12 protein-coding genes and 6 pseudogenes are annotated in these 22290 nt (G+C 67.5%); 17 read left to right on the forward strand and 1 reads right to left on the reverse strand.

The annotated features are described in order from the left end of the window. The first annotated feature begins 120 nt into the window (after positions 1-120). From ACHMXE_RS26850 to ACHMXE_RS26930, 17 genes and pseudogenes are all read left to right on the forward strand, one after another. Positions 121-1350, forward strand: coding sequence for a branched-chain amino acid ABC transporter substrate-binding protein (locus tag ACHMXE_RS26850; RefSeq protein WP_395352383.1), 1230 nt, complete (start codon positions 121-123; stop codon positions 1348-1350). 200 nt (positions 1351-1550) lie between these two features. Continuing rightward, positions 1551-2783 (forward strand): branched-chain amino acid ABC transporter substrate-binding protein, encoded by a 1233-nt coding sequence (locus tag ACHMXE_RS26855; RefSeq protein ID WP_395352385.1) that lies wholly within the window; start codon positions 1551-1553, stop codon positions 2781-2783. Positions 2784-2862: 79 nt separating this feature from the next. Beyond that, the gene (locus ACHMXE_RS26860) at positions 2863-3816 is read left to right on the forward strand and encodes a branched-chain amino acid ABC transporter permease (RefSeq protein ID WP_395352387.1); all 954 of its coding nucleotides are present in this window, start codon (positions 2863-2865) and stop codon (positions 3814-3816) included. Between the two features lie 4 nt (positions 3817-3820). Next, positions 3821-5131: a branched-chain amino acid ABC transporter permease gene (locus tag ACHMXE_RS26865; protein WP_203201080.1), complete on the forward strand. Its 1311-nt coding sequence runs from the start codon at positions 3821-3823 to the stop codon at positions 5129-5131. A gap of 3 nt (positions 5132-5134) precedes the next feature. Next, positions 5135-5911: an ABC transporter ATP-binding protein gene (locus ACHMXE_RS26870; protein WP_395352389.1), complete on the forward strand. Its 777-nt coding sequence runs from the start codon at positions 5135-5137 to the stop codon at positions 5909-5911. 1 nt (position 5912) lies between these two features. Further along, a complete protein-coding gene (locus ACHMXE_RS26875; protein ID WP_203201078.1) occupies positions 5913-6608 on the forward strand; it encodes an ABC transporter ATP-binding protein in 696 nt (231 codons plus the stop codon). 260 nt (positions 6609-6868) lie between these two features. Next, complete coding sequence (locus tag ACHMXE_RS26880) at positions 6869-8971, forward strand: 3-hydroxyacyl-CoA dehydrogenase NAD-binding domain-containing protein (protein ID WP_395352391.1); 2103 nt, start codon at positions 6869-6871, stop codon at positions 8969-8971. Between the two features lie 22 nt (positions 8972-8993). Continuing rightward, positions 8994-10469, forward strand: a complete 1476-nt coding sequence (locus tag ACHMXE_RS26885) for a M20 family peptidase (protein ID WP_395352393.1) — start codon at positions 8994-8996, stop codon at positions 10467-10469. Positions 10470-10506: 37 nt separating this feature from the next. After that, on the forward strand, positions 10507-11682 hold the full coding sequence (locus ACHMXE_RS26890) for an acetyl-CoA C-acyltransferase (RefSeq protein WP_203201075.1): 1176 nt from the start codon (positions 10507-10509) through the stop codon (positions 11680-11682). A gap of 175 nt (positions 11683-11857) precedes the next feature. Then, positions 11858-13712: pseudogene (locus ACHMXE_RS26895) on the forward strand (acyl-CoA dehydrogenase). A gap of 14 nt (positions 13713-13726) precedes the next feature. Then, on the forward strand, positions 13727-13945 hold the full coding sequence (locus ACHMXE_RS26900) for a hypothetical protein (protein WP_395352396.1): 219 nt from the start codon (positions 13727-13729) through the stop codon (positions 13943-13945). An 11-nt stretch (positions 13946-13956) separates the two neighbouring features. Then, positions 13957-14258, forward strand: a pseudogene (locus ACHMXE_RS26905) (Dabb family protein). 123 nt (positions 14259-14381) lie between these two features. Continuing rightward, positions 14382-15092 (forward strand): SDR family oxidoreductase, encoded by a 711-nt coding sequence (locus ACHMXE_RS26910; protein WP_395352398.1) that lies wholly within the window; start codon positions 14382-14384, stop codon positions 15090-15092. Between the two features lie 15 nt (positions 15093-15107). Continuing rightward, positions 15108-15570: pseudogene (locus ACHMXE_RS26915) on the forward strand (PaaI family thioesterase). A gap of 92 nt (positions 15571-15662) precedes the next feature. After that, positions 15663-16682, forward strand: a pseudogene (locus tag ACHMXE_RS26920) (NADP-dependent oxidoreductase). Between the two features lie 29 nt (positions 16683-16711). Next, positions 16712-18362, forward strand: a pseudogene (locus ACHMXE_RS26925) (isovaleryl-CoA dehydrogenase). Between the two features lie 36 nt (positions 18363-18398). Next, the gene (locus ACHMXE_RS26930; protein ID WP_203201068.1) at positions 18399-19337 is read left to right on the forward strand and encodes a glutathione S-transferase family protein; all 939 of its coding nucleotides are present in this window, start codon (positions 18399-18401) and stop codon (positions 19335-19337) included. 604 nt (positions 19338-19941) lie between these two features. Here ACHMXE_RS26930 and ACHMXE_RS26935 read toward each other — a convergent pair. Continuing rightward, positions 19942-22149, reverse strand: a pseudogene (locus ACHMXE_RS26935) (ExeM/NucH family extracellular endonuclease); the annotation flags it as partial. Between the last annotated feature and the right edge of the window lie 141 nt (positions 22150-22290).

Here is a 22290-nt window from a genome sequence, read left to right on the forward strand (position 1 = left end):
GGCGATAGCACGGCCACCGCCGCGGCCCGGCTTGCGGGCAATCCCTGTGCGACCGAAAAAAGCGCGCTTGTACGCTGCCGAGGCAGCCGATCGGGCGGCCCTACAACCTGGAGACTCCTCATGCGTTTTGCCCTCAAGTCCATCGCCGTGTGCGCCCTGCTGGCCGGTGCCGGCGCGTCCTTCGCCCAGAAGGGCGAGACCGTCAAGATCGCCTGGCTCGATCCGCTGTCGGGCCTGATGGCCGCGGTGGGCACGAACCAGCTCAAGACCACCCAGTTCCTGGCCGAGGAGTTCAACAACAAGAACGCCTCGGGCGTGAAGTTCGAGATCATCGGCATCGACAACAAGCTCAGCCCGCAGGAGACCACGGCCGCGCTGCGCTCGGCCCAGGACCAGGGCGCGCGCTACATCCTGCAGGGCAACGGCTCGGGCCCGGCGCTCGCGATCATCGATGCGATCGAGAAGAACAACGCGCGCAACCCGGGCAAGGAACTGCTGTACCTGAACTACGCGGCGGTCGATCCCGACCTGACCAACAGCAAGTGCAGCTACTGGCATTTCCGCCTCGACGCCGACACCTCGATGAAGATGGAGGCGCTGACCACCTGGATGAAGGACCAGACGGACATCAAGAAGGTCTACATCCTCGGCCAGAACTACGCGCACGGCGTGCAGGTCAGCAAGTACGCCAAGGAGAACCTCAAGAACAAGCGGCCCGACATCCAGATCGTCGGCGACGACCTGCATCCGCTGGCCCAGGTGCGCGACTTCTCGCCCTACATCGCCAAGATCAAGGCCTCGGGCGCCGACACCGTGATCACCGGCAACTGGGGCTCCGACCTGTCGCTGCTGATCAAGGCCGCCAACGACGCGGGCCTCGACGTCAAGTTCCTGACCTACTACGCGCCCGGCGCCGGCACGCCCACCGCCATGGGCTCGGCCTCCGCGGGCAAGGTCTACACCGTGGCCTATGCCCACTACAACATGGGCGGCGACATCCAGCGCCTGCTCGGCGATTTCAAGAAGAAGATGAACGACGACCTCACGCAGGCGTCGATCTTCCATGCCTTCGCGCTGCTCGACAACGCCTTCGTCCAGACCAGATCGACCGACCCGGTCAAGGTCGCGGCCGCGCTCGAGGGCATGAAGTTCAAGAGCTTCAACGGCGAGGTCGAGATGCGCAAGACCGACCACCAGCTGCAGCAGGGCCTGTACATCGCGCGCTGGGAGAAGGCCAGCGCCAAGTACCCCTACGACGCCGAGAACACCGGCTACACCAACGTTCCCGTGAAGTACTACGAGTCGTACGTGGCGAGCACGCCGACGACCTGCCAGATGAAGCGCCCCTGAGGGTGTTCATGCGCATTTCCTACCCGGAGGTAGAAAAGCCTACCGACGGGTAGAAATTGGAGAAATGCGCTGTCGCCTGCGCGATAGAAACCGGGCTTCCCGGCACTCCCCTTACGGGCAATCCCTGAGGGGAGGGGCAGGGAACGCTTGTACGCTCGTGCAAGGCTTTTTTGATTCGGTTTGACCAGGAGATATAGATCGTGAAGTTCACTCTGAAAATCGCTACCGCAGCCATCCTTGCCGCAAGCGCCGCCGGCGCCCTGGCCCAGAAGGGTGAAACCGTCAAGATCGCATGGCTCGACCCGCTGTCGGGCCTGATGGCCGCGGTCGGCACGAACCAGCTCAAGACCTTCCAGTTCCTCGCCGAGGAATTCGACAAGAAGAACGCGGCCGGCGTGAAGTTCGAGGTCATCGGCATCGACAACAAGCTCAGCCCGCAGGAAACCACCGCCGCGCTGCGCTCGGCCATGGACCAGGGCGCGCGCTACGTGGTGCAGGGCAACGGCTCGGGCCCGGCGCTCGCGATCATCGACGCGCTCGAGAAGCACAACGCCCGCAACCCGGGCAAGGAAGTGCTCTACATCAACTACGCGGCGGTCGATCCCGACCTGACCAACAGCAAGTGCAGCTACTGGCACTTCCGCCTCGATGCCGACACCTCGATGAAGATGGAGGCGCTGACCACCTTCATGAAGGACCAGCCGGAGATCAAGAAGGTCTACCTGATCAACCAGAACTACTCGCACGGCCAGCAGGTCTCGAAGTTCGCGAAGGAAAACCTCAAGACCAAGCGCCCCGACGTCGAAGTCGTCGGCGACGACCTGCATCCGCTGGCCCAGGTGCGCGACTTCGCGCCCTACATCGCCAAGATCAAGGCCTCGGGCGCCGACACCGTGATCACCGGCAACTGGGGCTCCGACCTCGCGCTGCTGATCAAGTCGGCCAACGACGCCGGCCTCAACGTCAAGTTCTACACCTACTACGCCGTCACCAACGGCACGCCGACCGCCATGGGCGCGGCCTCGGACGGCAAGGTCTACCAGGTCGGCTACAGCCACTACAACGCGCCGGGCCCGGTCCAGCCGCTGATGGGCGAGTTCAAGAAGCGCTTCAACGACGACCTCTACACCACCGACATCTACACCGTCTACGCGATGCTCAGCGAAGCCTTCGTGCGCACCAAGTCGACCGAGCCGGTGAAGGTGGCCGCGGCGCTCGAGGGCATGAAGTTCAAGAGCTTCAACGGCGACGTCGAGATGCGCAAGGCCGACCACCAGCTGCAGCAGGGCCTGTGGATCACGCGCTGGCAGAAGGCCGACGCCAAGAACCCGTACAGCCCCGAGAACACCGGCTACACGCTGGCCCCGGTCAAGTACTACGAAGCCTACGTGGCGAGCACGCCCACCACGTGCCAGATGAAGCGGCCCTCCTGAACGCGGGACGCCCCTGAACGGTCGAGGCCCCGACTTCAACACTCGGGCCTTTTTCTTTTTCATGTGATCCGAAAGACCGATGAACGTCGAATTCTTCGTCATCTCGCTGCTCAACGGCGTGAGCTACGGCCTGCTGTTGTTCATGCTGAGCTCCGGCCTCACGCTGATCTTCAGCATGATGGGCGTGCTCGACTTCGCGCACGCCAGCTTCTACATGCTGGGCGCGTACATCGCCTACACGCTGTCGAACATCGTCGGCTTCTGGCCGGCGCTGTTCCTCGCGCCGCTGCTCGTGGGCGCGCTGGGCGCGGGCTTCGAGCGCTACTGCCTGCGGCGCGTGCACAAGTTCGGCCACGTGCCCGAGCTGCTCGTGACCTTCGGTCTTTCCTACCTGATCCTCGAGCTGGTGCAGCTGGTGTGGGGGCGCTCGACCGTGCCCTACGGCCTGCCGGCGCAGCTGCAGGGCCCGCTGTTCTCGCTCTACGGCACCCAGTTCCCCAAGTCGCGCTCCTTCATCATGCTGGTGGCGGTGCTGATGCTGGTGTCGGTGTGGCTGCTGCTCACGCGCACGCGCATCGGCCTCGTGATCCAGGCCGCGCTCAAGCATCCCGACATGGTCGAGGCGCTGGGCCACAACGTGCCGCGCGTGTTCATGCTGGTGTTCGGCGGCGGCGCCGCGCTTGCGGGCCTCGCGGGCGTGGTGGGCGGCAACACCTACGTCACCGAGCCGGCGATGGCGGGCTCGGTCGGCTCCATCATCTTCGTGGTGGTGGTGGTCGGCGGCATGGGCTCGCTGGCCGGCGCCTTCCTGGCCTCGCTGCTGATCGGCGTGATCCAGACCTTCGCGGTCGCCATGGACCAGTCGCTGGCGGGCGGACTGCAGGCGCTGGGCGTCGCGGTCAGCGACCAGACCTTCGGCTACGAGCTGCTCAAGCTCACCATCTCGCAGGTCGCACCGATCCTGCCGTACCTGTTCCTGGTCCTCATCCTGATCTTCAGGCCCAAGGGTCTGCTCGGCACCCGGGAGGACTGACGCCATGACATCGACCACGCAAGCTTCGCGCTACTACCGCTTCAAGCCCTGGAACATCGGGCGCTACCTGATCTGGGCGCTGTTCGCCATCGCCCTGATCGTCGCGCCGCACCTGTTCAAGAGCAGCCTGGCGCTGACCATGCTCTCGCAGATGGGCTACCTCATCGTCATCTGCCTGAGCTACAACATCCTGCTGGGGCAGGGCGGCATGTTGAGCTTCGGCCATGCCGTCTACGTCGGCCTGGGCTCGTTCATCGCGATCCACACGATGAACCTCGCGAGCAAGGGCGCGGTGCCGGTGCCGCTGGTGCTGATCCCGCTCGTGGGCGGACTGGCCGGCATGTTCTTCGCGATCCTGCTGGGCTTCGTCACCACGAAGAAGTCGGGCACCACCTTCGCGATGATCACGCTGGGCATCGGCGAACTGGTGGCGGCCATGGCGCTGATGTTCCCGAGCTTCTTCGGCGGCGAGGGCGGCATCACCACCGACCGCGTCTATGGCACGCCCTTCCTCGGCATGACCTTCGGGCCGCAGATCCAGGTGTACTACCTGATCGCGTTCTACTGCTTCGTGTGCACCGCGCTGATGTTCGCCTTCACCGGCACGCCGCTGGGTCGCATGCTCAACGCGGTGCGCGACAACCCCGAACGCGTGGAATTCATCGGCTACAACACGCAGCGCGTGCGCTACTTCGCGTTCATCATCGCGGGCTTCTTCGCCGGCATCGGCGGCGGCCTGGCCTCGATCAACTTCGAGATCGTGAACGCGGCCGACAGCCTCAACGCGGTGCGCTCGGGCGGCTACCTGCTGTTCACCTTCCTCGGCGGCGCGGTGTTCTTCTTCGGCCCGATGATCGGCGCGGTGCTGCTGGTGTTCGCCTCGATCCTGCTGTCGGAGCTCTCGAAGGCCTGGCAGCTGTACTTCGGTCTCGTGTTCGTGTTCATGGTGATGTTCGCCCCGGGCGGCATCGCGAGCCTGATCATGATGAACCTGCGCGTGGCCAAGTTCGGCAAGTTCGACCGCTTCTGGTGGCTCTACCTCGCGCTCGCCGCGGCGCTGGTGCCGGTGGTGATCGGCGCGGCCGCGCTGATCGAGATGATCTACCACATCCAGCTCAACGCGGCGATGGGCTCGCGGCTGAACTTCTTCGGCGTCTCGCTCGACACCGCGGGCATGGGCAGCTGGCTCGGCGCGGTCGCGATCCTGGCCATCGGCCTGGGCGCGCTCGAGGTCGCGCGGCGCCGCTTTGTGCGGGTCTGGGGCCAGGCGCAGGAAGAGATCGAAACGGAAATCAAGCGTCGGGAGGCGGCGTAACACATGAGCGCTGAATACGCACTGGAACTCAAGGCGCTGCGAAAGAACTTCGGCAAGACCGAGATCATTCGCGGCGTGGACCTCGCGGTGAAGGCCGGCGAGCGCGTGGCCGTCATCGGGCCGAACGGCGCGGGCAAGTCCACGCTGTTCAACCTGATCAGCGGCCGGCTCGCGCCCACCAGCGGCGAGGTGCTGCTCAACGGGCAGCGCATCGACGGCAGGAAGCCCTACGAGATCAACCGGCTGGGCCTCGCGCGCAGCTTCCAGATCACGAACATCTTCCCCAAGCTCAGCGTGTTCGAGAACCTGCGCTGCGGCGTGCTCTGGAGCCTCGGCTACAAGTACACCTTCCTGCGCTTCCTCTCGAACCTCGACGACGCGAATGCGCGCACCGAGGAACTGATCCGCCAGATCGGCCTGGAACGCAAGCGCGACGTGCATGCGGTGAACCTCACCTATGCCGAGCAGCGCGCGCTCGAGATCGGCGTGACCATCGCCGGCGGCGCCAACGTGATCCTGCTGGACGAACCCACGGCCGGCATGAGCAAGACCGAGACCTCGCACTTCATCGCGCTGATCAAGCACGTGACCACGGGCAAGACCCTGCTCACGGTGGAGCACGACATGGGCGTGGTGTTCGGCCTGGCCGACAAGATCGCGGTGGTTGTCTACGGCGAGGTGATCGCCTTCGACACGCCGGCGGCCGTGCGCGCCAATGCGCGCGTGCAGGAAGCCTATCTCGGTTCATCGGTCGCCGATGCGCAAGGGGCGGGACACTAAGATGCTGAAGCTTCACGACATCCACGCCTACTACGGCAAGAGCCATGTGCTGCATGGCGTTTCCTTCGACGTGCAGCCCGGCGAGATCGTCGCGCTGCTGGGCCGCAACGGCTCGGGCCGCTCGACCACCGCCAAGGCCATCATGGGCCTGGTGCATGCCGAGGGCACGCTGCGCTGGAAGGAGCAGGACATCCTGCGCAAGAAGGCCTACGAGATCGCCCACCTGGGCATCGGCTACGTGCCCGAGAACCGCGACATCTTCCCCAAGCTCACGGTGCACCAGAACCTGCTCTTGGGGCAGAAGGGCTCGGGCAAGGGCAGCCGCTGGCAGTTCGACGACATGTACGGCATGTTTCCGCGCCTCAAGGAGCGCCAGCACACCGAGGCCGGCGTGCTCTCGGGCGGCGAGCAGCAGATGCTCACGCTGTGCCGCACGCTGATGGGCGACCCCGACCTGATCATCATCGACGAGCCCACCGAGGGCCTGGCGCCGAAGATCGTCGAGCTCGTGGGCCAGTACCTGCGCACGCTCAAGGACAAGGGCATCTCGGTGCTGCTGATCGAGCAGAAGCTCACCATCGCGATGGCGATCTCCGACCGTGCGCTCGTCATGGGCCACGGCAGCATCGTGTTCGACGGCACGCCCGCGAGCCTGCGCGCGGACGGGGCGACGCGCAAGGAATGGCTCGAGGTCTAGACTAGGCTTTCGAAAACGCACCTCCGGACGCAGAGGACGCGAAGATCACGCGAAGGACGCGAAAGAGCAGCCAAATACTTGTTTGGGTTTTCTTTGGCGTCCTTCGCGGAACCTTCGCGTCCTCTGCGTCCGGCCCCGTTTTCACCCCTTGTCCCTCCAGCGACTGCGTGCCATTGTTGCGCCGCGCCAAAGGCCTAGAATCCCCGGAAAAAGAACACTCGTGCTTTTTCTTTTTCTCTTCACACACCAAGGAACGCAGCATGACGGCTGAATACAAAGTGCTCGGCGATGTCGCCGTGATCACCCTGACCAATCCCCCGGTCAACGGTCTCGGTTTCTCGACCCGCATCGGCATCACCGACGGCCTGTCGAAGGCCCATGCCGACGATGCCGTCAAGGCCATCGTCATCACCGGCGCCGGCAAGGCGTTCTCGGGCGGCGCCGACATCAAGGAATTCGGCACGCCCAAGGCACTGCAGGAGCCCAACCTGCTGAGCGTGATCCTCGCGCTCGAAGCCGCCACCAAGCCCATCGTCGCGGCCATCCACTCGGTGTGCATGGGCGGCGGCCTCGAGCTCGCGCTCGGCTGCCACTACCGCGTCGCGGCCCCGGGCACCAACGTCGCGCTGCCCGAAGTCAAGCTGGGCCTGCTGCCCGGCGCCGGCGGCACGCAGCGCCTGCCGCGCGTGCTCGGCGTGGAAACCGCCCTCAACATGATCGTGAGCGGCGAGGCCGTGAAGTCGGAGCTGCTCGCGAGCCTGCCGGGCCAGAAGCTGTTCGACAAGCTCGCCGCCTCGCCCGAGACCGTGTTCGACGAAGCCGTCGAGTTTGCCAAGGCCGCGGCCGCCAAGAGCGGCGACCTGCCGCTGGTGCGCAGCCTGCCGTGCAAGCACCCGCAAGGCGATGCCTACTTCCAGTTCACCAAGAACATGGTCGGCGGCATGTCGAAGAACTATCCGGCGCCGCTCAAGTGCATCGACGCCGTGCAGGCCGCGACCAAGCTCAAGTTCGACGAGGGCATGGCCGAGGAGCGCCGCCTGTTCACCGCGCTGATGTTCACGCCCGAGTCGCTGTCGCTGCGCCACCTGTTCATGGCCGAGCGCGCCGCCTCGAAGATCCCCGACGTGCCCGAGGACACGCCCAAGCGCGAGATCAAGACGGTCGGCGTGATCGGCGCCGGCACCATGGGCGGCGGCATCTCGATGAACTTCCTCAACGCGGGCATCCCCGTGAAGATCCTCGAGATGAAGCAGGAAGCGCTCGACCGCGGCATCGCCACCATCAAGAAGAACTACGAAGCCCAGGTCAAGAAGGGCAAGCTCAAGCAGGACAAGTACGAGCAGCGCATGGCGCTGTTGAGCACCACGCTGAGCTACGACGACCTGAAGGACGCCGACCTGATCATCGAAGCCGTGTTCGAGGAGATCGGCGTCAAGGAGAAGGTCTTCAAGGAACTCGACCGCGTCGCCAGGAAGGGCGCGATCCTGGCCTCGAACACCTCGACGCTCGACGTCGACAAGATCGCATCGTTCACCGAGCGTCCGCAGGACGTGGTCGGCATGCACTTCTTCAGCCCCGCCAACGTGATGAAGCTGCTCGAGGTGGTGCGCGGCAAGCAGACCGCCAAGGACGTGCTCGCCACGGTCATGGCCATCGGCAAGAAGATCAAGAAGACCTCGGTGGTCTCGGGCGTGTGCGACGGCTTCATCGGCAACCGCATGATCGAGCAGTACAGCCGCCAGGCCGGCTTCCTGCTCGACGAGGGCGCGACGCCGCAGCAGGTCGACAAGGCGATCGAGAAATTCGGCTTCGCGATGGGCCCGTTCCGCATGGGCGACCTGGCCGGCAACGACATCGGCTGGGCGATCCGCAAGCGCCGCGCCGTCGAGCGCGCCGACATGAAGTACAGCCGCACGGCCGACAAGCTCTGCGAACTGGGCCGCTTCGGCCAGAAGACCGGGGCAGGGTGGTACGACTACCAGGCCGGCAAGCGCGATGCGATCCCCTCGGAACTCGTCAACAAGATGATCGAGGACCACCGCAAGGAACTGGGCATCACGCCGCGCAAGATCTCCGACGAGGAGATCGTGCAGCGCCTGGTCTACGCGCTGGTCAACGAAGGCGCGCACATCCTCGAGGACGGCATCGCCTCGAAGTCGGGCGACATCGACATGGTCTACCTCACGGGCTACGGCTTCCCGATCTGGCGCGGCGGCCCGATGCACTACGCCTCGCAGGTCGGCCTGTACAACGTGGCCGAAACCATGAAGCGCTTCGCGAAGAACCCGCGCGACGACGCCGAGTTCTGGCAGCCCGCCGCGCTGATCCAGAAGCTCGTGGCCGAAGGCAAGTCCTTCGGTTGATGTCGCCGGATCTCGACCGCCCATGTTGAAACGCATCTTCCTGGGACTGCTGCTGGTGCTGGTCGCGCTGGCGGCGGTCGTGGCGGTCAAGACCTGGACCACGCCATCGCGCCAGCTCGCGGTGGCGCCGTCCCCCAAGCCCGAGATCGACCTGCAGGCCGCCGCCAAGCGGCTCGCGGGCGCGATCCCCATTCGCACGGTGTCCAGCCTCGACGACCCGGCCGCCAACCTGGCCGAGTTCGACAAGCTGCACGCCTACCTCGCGCAGAACTTTCCCAAGGTCCACGCCACCCTCAAGAAGGAAGTGGTGGGCCAGAAGGCGCTGCTCTACACCTGGACCGGCAGCGATGCCGCGGCCAAACCCATCGCGCTGATGGCGCACCAGGACATGGTGCCGATCGCTCCCGGCACCGAGAAGGCCTGGAGCGTCGACCCCTTCGGCGGCGAGATCAAGGACGGCTTCGTCTGGGGCCGCGGCACGCTCGACAACAAGGGCAACCTGTTCGCGCAGATGGAGGCCATCGAGCTGCTGATCGCGAGCGGCTTCCAGCCGAAGCAGACCGTCTACCTCGTGATGGGCGACGACGAGGAGGTCAGCGGCCTGCGCGGCGCGCTGCCGATCGCCGAGCTGCTCAAGTCGCGCGGCGTGAAGCTCGACTGGGTGCTCGACGAGGGCCTGCTGGTGCTCGACGGCGTGTTGCCGGGCCTGAGCAAACCGGCGGCGCTGATCGGCCTGGCCGAGAAGGGCTACGCCACCTTCTTCCTTTCGCTCGACACCGCGCCCGGCCACTCGTCGATGCCGCCCGCGCACAGCGCGATCGGCCGCCTGGGCGCGGCGCTCGCGAAGCTCGAGGCCCACCCGATGCCCGGCGGCATCCAGGGCGTGGCCGCCCAGATGTTCGGCACGCTCGCGCCCGAGATGAGCGGCATCAACCGCGTGATGCTGTCCAACCTCTGGCTCACGGCGCCGCTGGTCGAAGGCCAGCTGCAGAAGAGCCCGAGCAGCAACGCGATGCTGCGCACCACCACCGCGCTGACCATCGTGCGCGCCGGCAACAAGGACAACGTGCTGCCCGGCCGCGCCGAAGCCGCCGTCAATTTCCGCGTGCTGCCCGGCGACACCATCGACAGCGTCGAGGCCCACCTGCGCAAGCAACTGGGCGACGACGAGATCAAGATCAAGCGCTACCCCGGCAACTCCGAGGCCTCGCCGGTCTCGCCGACCGACAGCGCCGGCTACCGGACCATCGAGCGCTCGGTGCGCCAGTCCTTCCCCGACGCCGTCGTCGCGCCCGGCCTCATGACCGCGGCCACCGATTCGCGCCACTTCTCGATCCTGAGCGACGCGGTGTTCCGCTTCTCGCCCTTCCGCATGAAGAACGAGGATCTCGCGCGCTTCCACGGCACCAACGAACGCCTCGCGATCTCGAACTACGGCGAGATGATCGGCTTCTATCAGCAGCTGCTGCGCAACGCCTCCGGGGCGCAGCCCCAGTAACCCGGCTTTCCCTTCCATCTTCGAAAAGGACCTCACCATGACCAGCGCCGTCATCGTTTCCACCGCCCGCACGCCGCTCGCCAAGAGCTGGAAGGGTGCCTTCAACATGACGCACGGCGCCACGCTCGGCGGCCATGCGGTGCAGCATGCGATCGCCCGCGCCGGCATCGAGGCCGCCGAGGTCGACGACGTGATCATGGGCTGCGCCACGCCCGAGGGCGCGACCGGCTCGAACATCGCGCGCCAGATCGCGCTGCGCGCCGGCTGCCCGATCACCACCTCGGGCATGACCATCAACCGCTTCTGCTCCTCGGGCCTGCAGACCATCGCCACCGCCGCCCAGCGCGTCATCGCGGGCGAGGGCGACGTCTACGTGGCCGGCGGCGTCGAGAGCATCTCGTGCGTGCAGAACGAAGCCAACAAGCACATGCTGGCCGATCCCTGGCTCGTGAAGCACAAGCCCGAGATCTACTGGAACATGCTGCAGACGGCCGAGCAGGTCGCCAAGCGCTACAACATCGGCCGCGACGCCATGGACGAGTACGGCGCCGCGAGCCAGCAGAAGGCCACGGCCGCGCTGGAAGCCGGCCGCTTCAAGGACGAGATCGCGCCGATCACCGTGCTGGCCGGCGTGGCCGACCCGGTGCTGGGCCTGCGCACCAAGGAAGTCACGATCGAGAACGACGAAGGCATCCGGCCCGGCACCACCAAGGAAGGCATCAGCGGCATCCGCTCGGCCATTCCCGGCGGCCTGATCTCGGCCGGCAACGCCAGCCAGTTCTCGGACGGCGGCGGCGCCTGCGTGGTGGTCGACGAGAAGTACGCCGAGCGCAAGGGCCTGAAGCCGCTGGGCCGCTTCCTGGGCTTCGCGGTGGCGGGCTGCGAGCCCGACGAGATGGGCATCGGCCCCGTGTTCGCGATCCCCAAGGTGCTCAAGCGCCTGGGCCTGACGGTCAACGACATCGACCTGTGGGAACTCAACGAAGCCTTCGCGGTGCAGGTGATCTACTGCCGCGACAAGCTCGGCATCCCGGCCGACCGCCTCAACGTGGACGGCGGCGCCATCGCCGTGGGCCACCCCTACGGCGTGAGCGGCCAGCGCCTCACCGGCCATGCGCTGATCGAAGGCAAGCGCCGCGGCGCGAAGAAGGTCGTGGTCACGATGTGCATCGGCGGCGGCATGGGTGCCGCGGGCGTGTTCGAGGTGATCTGAGCTTCGTCCTGAACCGCTGAATTCGGACTTCCGAACGCAGAAGTCGCGAAGGTTACGCAGAAGTCGCAGAAGAGAAACCAGAATTTTCATTGGTTTTTCTCTGCGACTTTTTCTTGGCTTTCCGCGCCTTCCGCGCTCGCTGTCCGACCCCGATCCCGCTTTCCTGGAACCCACCATGAGCCTGCGTCCCACCCTCGATTTCCTGCTCTACGACTGGCTGCATGCCGAAACGCTGGCCTCGCGCGAACGCTTCGCCGACCACTCGCGCGAGACCTTCGACGCGGTGCTCGACACCTGCGAGCGCATCGCGCGCGAGAAGTACGCGCCGTTCAACCGCACCGTCGACACGCAGGAGCCGCATTTCGACGGCGAGAAGGTGATCCTGCCGCAGGCCACGCACGACGCGCACAAGGCCTTCGTCGAATCGGGAATGATGAGCGCGGCGCAGGACTACGACATCGGCGGCATGCAACTGCCCTACACGGTGCAGGCCGCGGCCAACAGCTTCTTCGCGATGGCCTCGGTGAGCATCGGCTCGAACATGCTGACCAGCGGCAACGCCAACCTGCTGCTGGTGCACGGCACCGATGCGCAGAAGGAAGTGTTCGCCAGGAACGAGTTCTCCGGGCGCTGGGCCGGCACCATGTGCCTGTCGGAGCCGCAGGCCGGCTCCTCGCTGAGCGACGTGGCCACGCGCGCCGTGCCCGACGGCGACGGTTTCCAGGACGACCCGCTGGGCCCGCGCTACCGGCTCACGGGCAACAAGATGTGGATCTCCTCGGGCGACCACGAGCTGACCGAGAACATCGTGCACATCGTGCTCGCCAAGATCCCCGACGAGAACGGCAAGCTGGTGCCGGGTACGCGCGGCATCTCGCTGCTTCATCGTGCCCAAGCGCATGGTGAACACGCAGGGCGAGCTCACGGGCGAGCGCAACGACGTGGCGCTCGCGGGCCTCAACCACAAGCTGGGCTGGCGCGGCACCACCAACACGCTGCTGAACTTCGGCGAGGGCAAGTACCCGGTCGGCGGCAAGGCCGGCGCGGTGGGCTACCTGGTCGGCGCGCCCGGCAAGGGCCTGCACTGCATGTTCCACATGATGAACGAGGCGCGCATCGGCGTCGGCACCGCCGCCACCATGCTCGGCATGGCCGGCTATTACGCCTCGCTCGACTATGCCGAGAGCCGGCCACAGGGCCGTCTCGTGAAGAAGCCCGAGGGCGGCGAGGCCAAGGTGGTCAAGGATTCGGCGGGCCCGCAGGTGCGCATCATCGAGCACGCCGACGTGCGCCGCATGCTGCTGGCGCAGAAGGCCGATCGCGAAGGCGCGCTGGCGCTCGAGCTGTACTGCGCGCGGCTGGTCGACGAGCAGAAGACCGGCAACGCGCAGGCCGCCGACGACGCGCGCCTGCTGCTCGAAGTGCTGACCCCGATCGCCAAGAGCTGGCCCAGCGAATGGTGCCTCGAGGCCAACTCGCTCGCGATCCAGGTGCACGGCGGCTACGGCTACACGCGCGACTTCCCGGTCGAGCAGTACTGGCGCGACAACCGCCTCAACATGATCCACGAGGGCACGCACGGCATCCAGGCAGCCGACCTGCTGGGCCGCAAGGTGCTGATGGAAAAGGGCCGCGGCCTGCAGCTGCTGGCCGGCCGCATGACCGAGACCATCGGCCGCGCCGCCCAGGTGCCCGCGCTCGCCGCCCACGCCAAGGCGCTGGGCGAGGCGCTGCAGCGCGTGGGCAGCGCCACCGAGGCCGCCTGGTCCACCGGCGACCCGGCCGAGGCGCTGGTGAACGCGGTGCCGTACATGCAGGCCTTCGGCCACACGGTGCTGGCCTGGCTGTGGCTCGACGTGGCGCAGCGCGCGCTCGAACTCGACCCGGCGCAGGCCGCGCCCGCGACTGCTGGCAAGATGGCGGCCGCGCGCTATTTCTTCACTACGAGCTGCCCGAAGAACGGCGCCTGGCTCAACGTGGTCGAGAGCCGCGATCCGACCTGTACCGCCTTGCCCGAAGAGGCATTCTGATGCCCTCCATTGCCATGACCCCTCCCACTCCCGCCAAGCCTCCGAAACCGCATGCCACGCTCGAGAAGTGGATCTGGATCCTGATCTACGGCGGCCTGTTCCTCATCGTCCTGGGCATCGCCACCGGCCGCACCGAGCCGGCCACCGGTTGGGCCATGGCCGTGCCCGGCGGCATCGCGACCGTCGTGGGCTTCGTGCTGATCTACGTGCGCTCGCGCATGAACGACAAGTAAGGAGCCAAGCCATGCTCAGGCACATCGTGATGTGGAAGTTCAAGGAACACGCCGAGGGCGCCGACAAGGCCGCCAACCTCGCCAAGGCCAAGGCGCTGCTCGAGGCCTGCGCGACGCTGTCTCCGGCACCGCGCGCTTCGAGGTCGCGCTGGCCCAGCCGGGCCTGGAAGCCACCTACGACCTGATCCTCAACTCGGAATTCACCGACGCCGCCGCGCTCGCGGCCTATGCCGAGCATCCGCAGCACGTCGCGCTCAAGCCCTTCATCGGCGCCGTGCGCGAAGCGCGCCAGCGTATGGATTACGAGCTCTGACCCCCGAACACCACCGACACCCGGAGACATTCCCGATGACCGCACGCACCACCCAGCAACTGTTCGACCTTCGCGGCAAGACCGCGCTCATCACCGGCGGCTCGCGGCGGCCTGGGCCTGCAGATGGCCCATGCGCTCGGCGAGGCCGGCGCGAAGATCATGCTGAGCTCGCGCAAGGCCGACGATCTCGAGCAGGCCGCGGCCGAGCTGCAGGCCGCCGGCATCGACGCGCGCTGGATCGCCGCCGACTGCGCGAAGGAGGAGGACACCCGTCGCCTGGCCGAGGAAACGCTGCAGCGCCTGGGCGCGATCGACATCCTCGTGAACAACGCCGGCGCGAGCTGGGGTTCGCCGGCCGAGAGCCACCCGGTCGAGGCCTGGGACAAGGTGATGAACCTCAACGTGCGCGGCGATTTCATCCTGTCGCAGCACGTGGCCAACCAGTACATGATCCCAAGAAGAGCGGCCGCATCATCAACATCGCCTCGATCGCGGGCCTCAACGGCAACCCGCCCGAGATGCAGACCCTGGCCTGACAACACCTCCAAGACCGCGGTCATCGGCTTCACGCGCACGTTGGCGGCCGAATGGGGCAAGTACAACATCACCGTCAACGCGATCTGCCCGGGCTTCTTCATGACGAAGATGGCGGCCGGCCTGATCAAGTCGCTGGGCGAGGAGAAGATGGCCGCGCAGGCGCCGCTGGGCCGCCTGGGCGACGACGAAGACCTCAAGGGCCTGACGCTGCTGTACGCGAGCGATGCCGGCAAGCACATCACCGGCCAGTGGCTGGCGGTCGACGGCGGCGTGAGCGTGGTTCTCGGCGCGGCCTGAACACGTTCTGAAGCAATGACCCAAGACTCCGACGACATCAACATCTGCTCGTACACGAGCCAGATCCCGTTCGCGCGCCACCTGGGCTTCGAGCTCGTGAAGTTCGAGAACGGCGAATCCGAGATCCGCTACACGGCCAAGCCCGAGCACCTCAACACCTTCGACGTGACGCACGGCGGCGCCTGCATGACCTTGCTCGACATCAGCATGGCCGCGGCCGCGCGCAGCGTGACACCCGAGACCGGCGTGGTCACGATCGAGATGAAGACCAGCTTCATGCAGCCCTCGGTCGGCCCGCTGCACGCGCGCGGCACGCTGATCCACCGCACCGCCACGCTGGCCTTCACCGAGGCCAAGATCTACGACGAGCAGGAGCGCGTGTGCGCCCGATGCCACCGGCACCTTTAAGTACGTGAAGCGCCGGCTGCCGACCGGTCCGGCGAGCGCCAACGCGATGCGCCCGCCGTCGACCGACTGACGGCGAACAGTCCAGGGGCGGCGGACCGCGTTCCGCCGCCGCAGTCCGAAGGCGCCTCGCGCGCCGCCAACCAGCTTCCAGGAGAACCGACCATGCCGACCAACAAGCAGCAGATCCTCGACAACCGCCCCGAGGGCGAAGCCGTCGCAAGCAACTTCAAGCTCGTGACCGCGGAAACCCCGGCGCTCAAGGACAACCAGGTGCTGGTGCGCCACCACTGCATGAGCCTCGACCCCTGACATGCGCGGGCGCATGAACGACGCCAAGAAGCTATGCCCAGCCGCAGCCGCTGAGCCAGGTGATGCAGGGCGGCACCGCGGGCGAGGTGGTCGAGAGCAAGCATCCGAAGTACGCCGTGGGCGACAAGGTGGTGGGCTTCGGCGGCTGGCAGGAGTACAGCGTGGTCGATGCCTCGCAGCCCGGTGCGCTCAAGAAGGTCGACACCACCCACGTGCCGCTGTCGCACTACCTGGGCGCGGTCGGCATGCCGGGCGTGACCGCCTGGTACGGCCTGGTCAAGATCATCGCGCCCAAGGCCGGCGAGACCGTGGTCGTCACGGCCGCCAGCGGTGCCGTGGGCAGCGCCTTCGGCGCGCTGGCCAAGGCGCGCGGCTGCCGCGTGGTGGGCATCGCGGGCGGGCCCGACAAGTGCAAGTACGTGACCGACGAGCTCGGCTTCGACGCCTGCATCGACTACCGCCAGCATCCCGACGTCAAGACCATGAGCGCGGCGCTCAAGGAAGCCTGCCCGACGGCATCGACGGCTACTTCGAGAACGTCGGCGGCTACACTTCTTCGACGCCGTGCTGCTGCGCACCAACGCCTTCGCGCGCGTGGCGCTGTGCGGCATGATCGCGGGCTACGACGGCCAGCCGCTGCCGCTCGCGAACCCCGCGCTGATCCTGATCAACCGGCTCAAGGTCGAGGGCTTCATCGTCAGCGAGCACATGGAGGTGTGGCCCGAGGCGCTGGCCGAGCTCGGCGCGCTGGTGGGCAGCGGCAAGCTCAAGCCGCGCGAGTCGATCGCGCAGGGCATCGAGGCCGCGCCCGAGGCCTTCCTGGGGCTGCTCAAGGGCCGCAACTTCGGCAAGCAGCTGGTCAAGCTGATCTGAGGCACTGAAAAAACGCGAAGGAGCCGGCCATGGACGCGACCCACGAGGTATTCAACCAGCCGGCGCCACTGGCCGGCTACAACCTCTTCGACACCAACCGGCCCCTGCGCGATGCGTTGAACTTCAATGCGCCGCAACTGCCGACCGATGCGTTGCGGCAACTGGGCGAAACGCTGGGCTCGGCCGACATGCAGACCCATGCGCGGCTGGCCAATGTGCACACGCCCGAGCTGCGCACGCACGACCGCTTCGGGCGGCGCATCGACGAGGTCGAGTTCCATCCGAGCTACCACCTGCTGATGAAGGCGGCGGTGGGCGCGGGCCTGCACGGCACGCCGTGGCGCGCCGAGCCCGGCGCGGCCGCGTCGCCCCATGTGCTGCGCGCCGCGGGCTTCATGCTCTTCACCGAGCTCGAGCCCTCGATGCTGTGCCCGATCTCGATGACCTACGCGGCAACGCCCGCGCTGCGCGACAACGCGGCCGTGCATGCCGACTGGGGCGCGAAGCTCGGCAGTCTCGTGTACGACCCCGCGCTCAAGCCGGTGGCCGACAAGGCCGGCGTGACCATGGGCATGGGCATGACAGAGAAGCAGGGCGGCTCCGACGTGCGGGCCAACACCACCAAGGCCGTGCGCGCGGACAGCGATGGCTGGGGCGAGCGCTACGAGATCACGGGCCACAAGTGGTTCTTCTCGGCGCCGATGTGCGATGCCTTCCTGGTGCTGGCGCAGGCGCCGGCCGGGCTCAGCTGCTTCTTTCCTGCCGCGCGTGCTGCCCGACGGCACGCGCAACGCGATCCGCATCCAGCGCCTGAAGGACAAGCTCGGCAACAAGGCCAATGCCAGTTCCGAGGTCGAGTTCCACGGCGCCAGCGCCTGGCTGGTGGGCGAGGAGGGGCGCGGCATTCCGCAGATCCTAGAGATGGGCACGATGACGCGGCTGGACTGCGCGCTCGGCACCAGCGGGCTGATGCGCCAGGCGCTCGCGCTGGCTTTGAACCACACGGCGCAGCGCAGCGCCTTCGGCAAGCCGCTGATCGCGCAGCCGCTGATGCAGAACGTGCTGGCCGACATGGCGCTCGAGAGCGAGGCCGCCACCGCGCTCGCGATCCGCCTCGCGCGTGCCTTCGACCGGCCCGCCGACGAGCACGAGCGCCTGATGGCGCGGCTCCTGACGCCGGTCGCCAAGTTCTGGATCTGCAAGCGCGGCAGCCTGCTGGGCCAGGAGGCGATGGAATGCCTGGGCGGCAACGGTTACGTGGAGGAGGGCGGGGAGGGCGTGATGGCGCGCGTCTACCGCGAGATGCCGCTCAACTCGATCTGGGAGGGCGCGGGCAACATCATGGCGCTCGACCTGCTGCGCGGCCTGCGCAAGGGCGACGCGGTGGCGGCGCTGGCGCACGAACTGGCGCCCGCGCGCGGCCAGCATGCGGCGCTCGACCGCCTGGCCGACGCGCTGCCCGCGCGCATCGAGGCGATGGCCTCCGAGGTCGAGGCGCGTCGTCTGGCACAGGACGTGGCGCTGGCCGTGCAGGCTTCGCTGCTCGCACAGACCGCGCCGCCAGCGGTGGTGGGCGCGTTCTGCGCCTCGCGCCTGGGCGGCGACTGGGGCCATGCCTTCGGCACGCTGGGCGCGGGCACCGATTTCGATGCGATCGTGCGGCGCGCGCAGCCGGTCTAGAAGAACACTGTCTCCCTCTCACAAGGAAAAACCACGATGGCCGATCTGATCCTGCACCACTACGCCACTTCTCCCTTCTCGGAGAAGGTGCGCCTGATCCTCGGCGCCAAGGCGCTGCCGTGGAAGTCGGTCTTCATCCCGCCGATCATGCCCAAGCCCGACGTGGAGGTGCTCACGGGCGGCTACCGCAAGACGCCGTTCCTGCAGATCGGCGCCGACATCTACTGCGACAGCGCGCTGATCGCCGACGTGCTGGAGCACCTGCAGCCCGCGCCCACGCTGTACCCCGAGCCCGAGAAGGGCATGTCGCGCATCCTCGCGCAGTGGGCCGACACCACGCTGTTCTGGGCGGCGATGGCCTGGAACCTGCAGCCCAAGGGCGCGGCCGAGGTGTTCGCCAAGGCGCCGCCCGAGGCCGCCAAGGCCTTCGGCGAGGACCGCGCGAAGATGAGCGCCGGCAACATGACGCGGCTGCGCCCGGCCGATGCCACCAGCGCCTACAAGTCGTACCTGCGCCGGCTGTCCGACATGCTCGACGACAAGCCCTTCCTGCTCGGCGAGGTGCCCAGCATCGCCGACTTCTCGGCCTATCACCCGCTCTGGTACACGCGCCGCATCGAGGCGGTGAAGGGCATCCTCGACCTCACGCCCGCGGTGGTCGACTGGATGAACCGCATGGCGGCCATCGGCCATGGCACGCCCGAGAAGTTCGGCGCCGACGAAGCCATCGCCGTGGCCAAGGCCGCGACGCCGCATTCGCTGCTGACCGACAGCACCTTCCAGGACGACCACGGCATTCCGCTGGGCAGCGCCGTCACCCTGCGCGCCGAGAGTTTCGGGCTCGAGGAAACGCCGGGCATCCTGGTGGCGGCCACGCGCACCCACTACTCGCTGGAACGCACCGGCGAGCGCACGGGGCGGGTGCATGTGCACTTCCCGCGCATCGGCTATGTGCTGAAGAAGGCCGAGGGCTGAATCCGCCGGGCCGACCGAGCGCCGGCCCGGCGGTCCCGGTCAGTTCACCGTGTGCGAGCCCAGGCCGTCCGAGGTGTTGATCGGGAAACCGTCCCACTGCTGCGCCGGATCGAAGGGCAGCAACGGATTGCGGTCGCCGGCCTTGACGGCGGGCTTGCGGCGCAGCGTCTGGTCGAGCGTGCTCACGCTGCCGCTCTTCCATTCGGCGCCGGGGTCCACGCCGACCTGGCCAATGCGGTCGATGACCGTGCCCGACTTCTCGATCGTCAGCGCATCGTCGCCGTTGTAGTTGACCACGCTGCTGACGAGCGAACCCGCGGGCTTGAAGGGGGCAGTGGCGCCGCTGTTCGACAGCACCAGCGTCGCGCCCGCGGCCAGCGTGCCGCTCGAGCACCTGGGTGTTGGTCGCGGTGCTCGCGCCGTTCGAGTACAGCTTGACGGTGTAGAGGCTCAGATCCAGCGCCGCCGCGGTCGGGTTGTAGAGCTCGATCGCCTTGTTGTTCGAGCTGCCCTCGATGTACTCACTGAAGAACAGGTCGGGCGCGCCGGGCGGAACCACCACGATCTTGCTGACGGCGACGGTTCCGGAGCGCGTGGCCGTCTGGCCCGCCGAGTTGGTCAGCGTGATGACGACGTCGAAGCTGCCCGCGGCCGCGTAGGTATGGGTCACCGTGCCGGCGCCCGGCGCGGTCGTCGGTGCGCTGCCATCGCCCCAGTCGACCGAGAGCGAAGTCAGGGTGGCGCTGCCGCCGGGCAGGGCTTCGGTGATCGTCACGCCGTAGCTTTCGCCGGCCCTGGCGGTCGCGGGGATCGTGCCGCCGAGGATCGGCAGCGTCACCGCCGCATCGGCCGCGAGGTTCAGCCCCACCAGCACCGGGTCGTGGTCCGAGGCGCGGAACGGCGTCGGCGCATAGCGGTCGTCGGTCGTGAAGTCGGTGTTGTAGTCGAGCGCGGTCGGCTCGTCGGCATTGATGTGCCACACGCCCACGCCCGCGACCTGCGCGGCCAGCGAGCCCGAGGCATAGGCATGGTCGAGCGCGCCGGTCTCGCCGCCGAACACGTAGGTATAGCGGTCGTTGGCGGGCATGCGCTTGAGCAGGCTCTCGTTGCCGGCCGACTCGAGCACCTTCGTCGGGTCCTCGAGCAGGTAGCTGTTGAAGTCGCCCATCATCAGCACGTCGGCTTCGCCCTGCGCCTTGAGCTTGGCGACGAAGCTGTTGAGCGCCGTCGCCTGTTTCGTGCGCGCGAGGTTGAAGCAGCCCTGGCCCAGGTCGATGTCGCCCGTGCCCGGGCAGCTGCCCTTGCTCTTCAGGTGATTGACCACGAACCAGAAGCCGCCGTGGTTGCCCACCGCGCTGAAGCGCTGCGCCAGCGGCGGCCGGCCGCTGGGCGCGACGTACTCCGTGAGGTCGGTGCCGGTGGGGAACACCAGGCCGCCGACACGCTGCACCTTCGCGGGCTTGTAGAGGATGTCGACCTTGATCGCGTCGGTGCCGAAGCTGCCGCTGCGCACCGAGGCGTAGGTGCCCGCGCCCAGTTTGGCATTGAGCGCGGCCACGAGGTTGTCGGTCGCCACGTCGGTGTTCTGGATCTCCATCAGGCCGATCACGTCGGCATCGAGGCCCGCGATGGCGGCCACGATCTTGGCCTGCTGGCGGTCGAACTCGGCGCGGTTGTTGGCGCCGCGGCAGTTGCCCGCGCTCGGGGCCTCGCTGCCCAGCGTGCAGCCCTGGCCGGTCTGGCCCGCGGCGTTCTCGCCGTTCTGGAAGGTGGTGAAGTAGTTCAGCACGTTGAGGCTCGCCACCTTCAGCGCGCCGCCGACCGCGGGCGCGGTGGCCGGGCGCGGATTGGCCTGCGCGAAGCTGGTCGCCTCGGTCGGCTGGATCCGGTAGGCCGCGAAGTTGTGGCTCAGGATGCCCGTGACCTTCTGCGTCGTGTCGCCCATGCGGCGCGTGCCCTCGTTGCCGGCCGCGCTCAGGTAGGGAATGGGGTTCGGGTTCTGGCGCGAGCCGCCGTCGTCGAGCACGATGCGCGCGAGCAGGTTCTGTTCGTGCGTCGCGGCCGCATTGCCGTTGGTGGGATTGAACTGGCGTCCGTTGAGCGCCAGCACCAGTTGGCCGTAGCGGCCCAGCTCGAACAGCTCCGACACGGCCAGCGGCTGCGCGATCTCGACCAGCATGCCTTCGTAGCGCTCGAGCGTGGATTCGTCGGCCACGGGCAGCGTGATCGGCGTCGGCGCGATCGCGAGGCCCGAGCCGCAGATGGAAACCGCCACGGGCTTGTCGCTGCTGCCCGCGATCTGCGTGAGGCTGTCGGGCTTGGCACCCGCACCCGCGGTCTGGCCGAACTCGGTGACCGTGCCCGAGACCTGCACGTAGTCGCCGACCGCCACGCGCGTGGCGTTGGCTGGCGCATAGACGAAGAGGCCTTCGGAGGTCAGCGGATCGGCATCGGGCACGCGCGACTGCACGAAGAAGCCGTTGAGCCGGGGATCGCCGGTGCCGGTGGCCTGGAAGTCGCCGACCACCACGCCGCGCACGGTCACGGCCTGCTCGGCCATCGGGCTCAGGTGGCCCGTGCCCTGCACGGCGGGAATGGCCGCGAGCGGCGCATCGGCCGGAATCGCGGCGGCGCAGGTCGGTGCCGGCGGCGGTGGCTGCACGGGCGGCGGCGCGGTGTCGGTGGGCGGCGGGGGGACGAAGGGGAAGACACCTCCGCCGCCACCGCCGCCGCCGCACGCGCTCAACGCGACGACCGCTGCGAGTACCAAAGTTCGGAGTTGCCAGGCCGGCCTCGGCACTGCGTGGATCATGGGTGTTCTCTCGATGGATGAAGGACCGGCGAGCGGGCTGCGGCGGTTTATAGGCAGCTTGTATGTAGCTTCGGAGACATCCTTCGGCCCCGTCGGCCCATGCGTAAACCAAAGGCTTCGCGCTGCGTCGCACGAACGACA

It is taken from the genome of Variovorax sp. UC122_21 (genome assembly GCF_044056785.1).
Lineage (GTDB): Bacteria > Pseudomonadota > Gammaproteobacteria > Burkholderiales > Burkholderiaceae_C > Variovorax.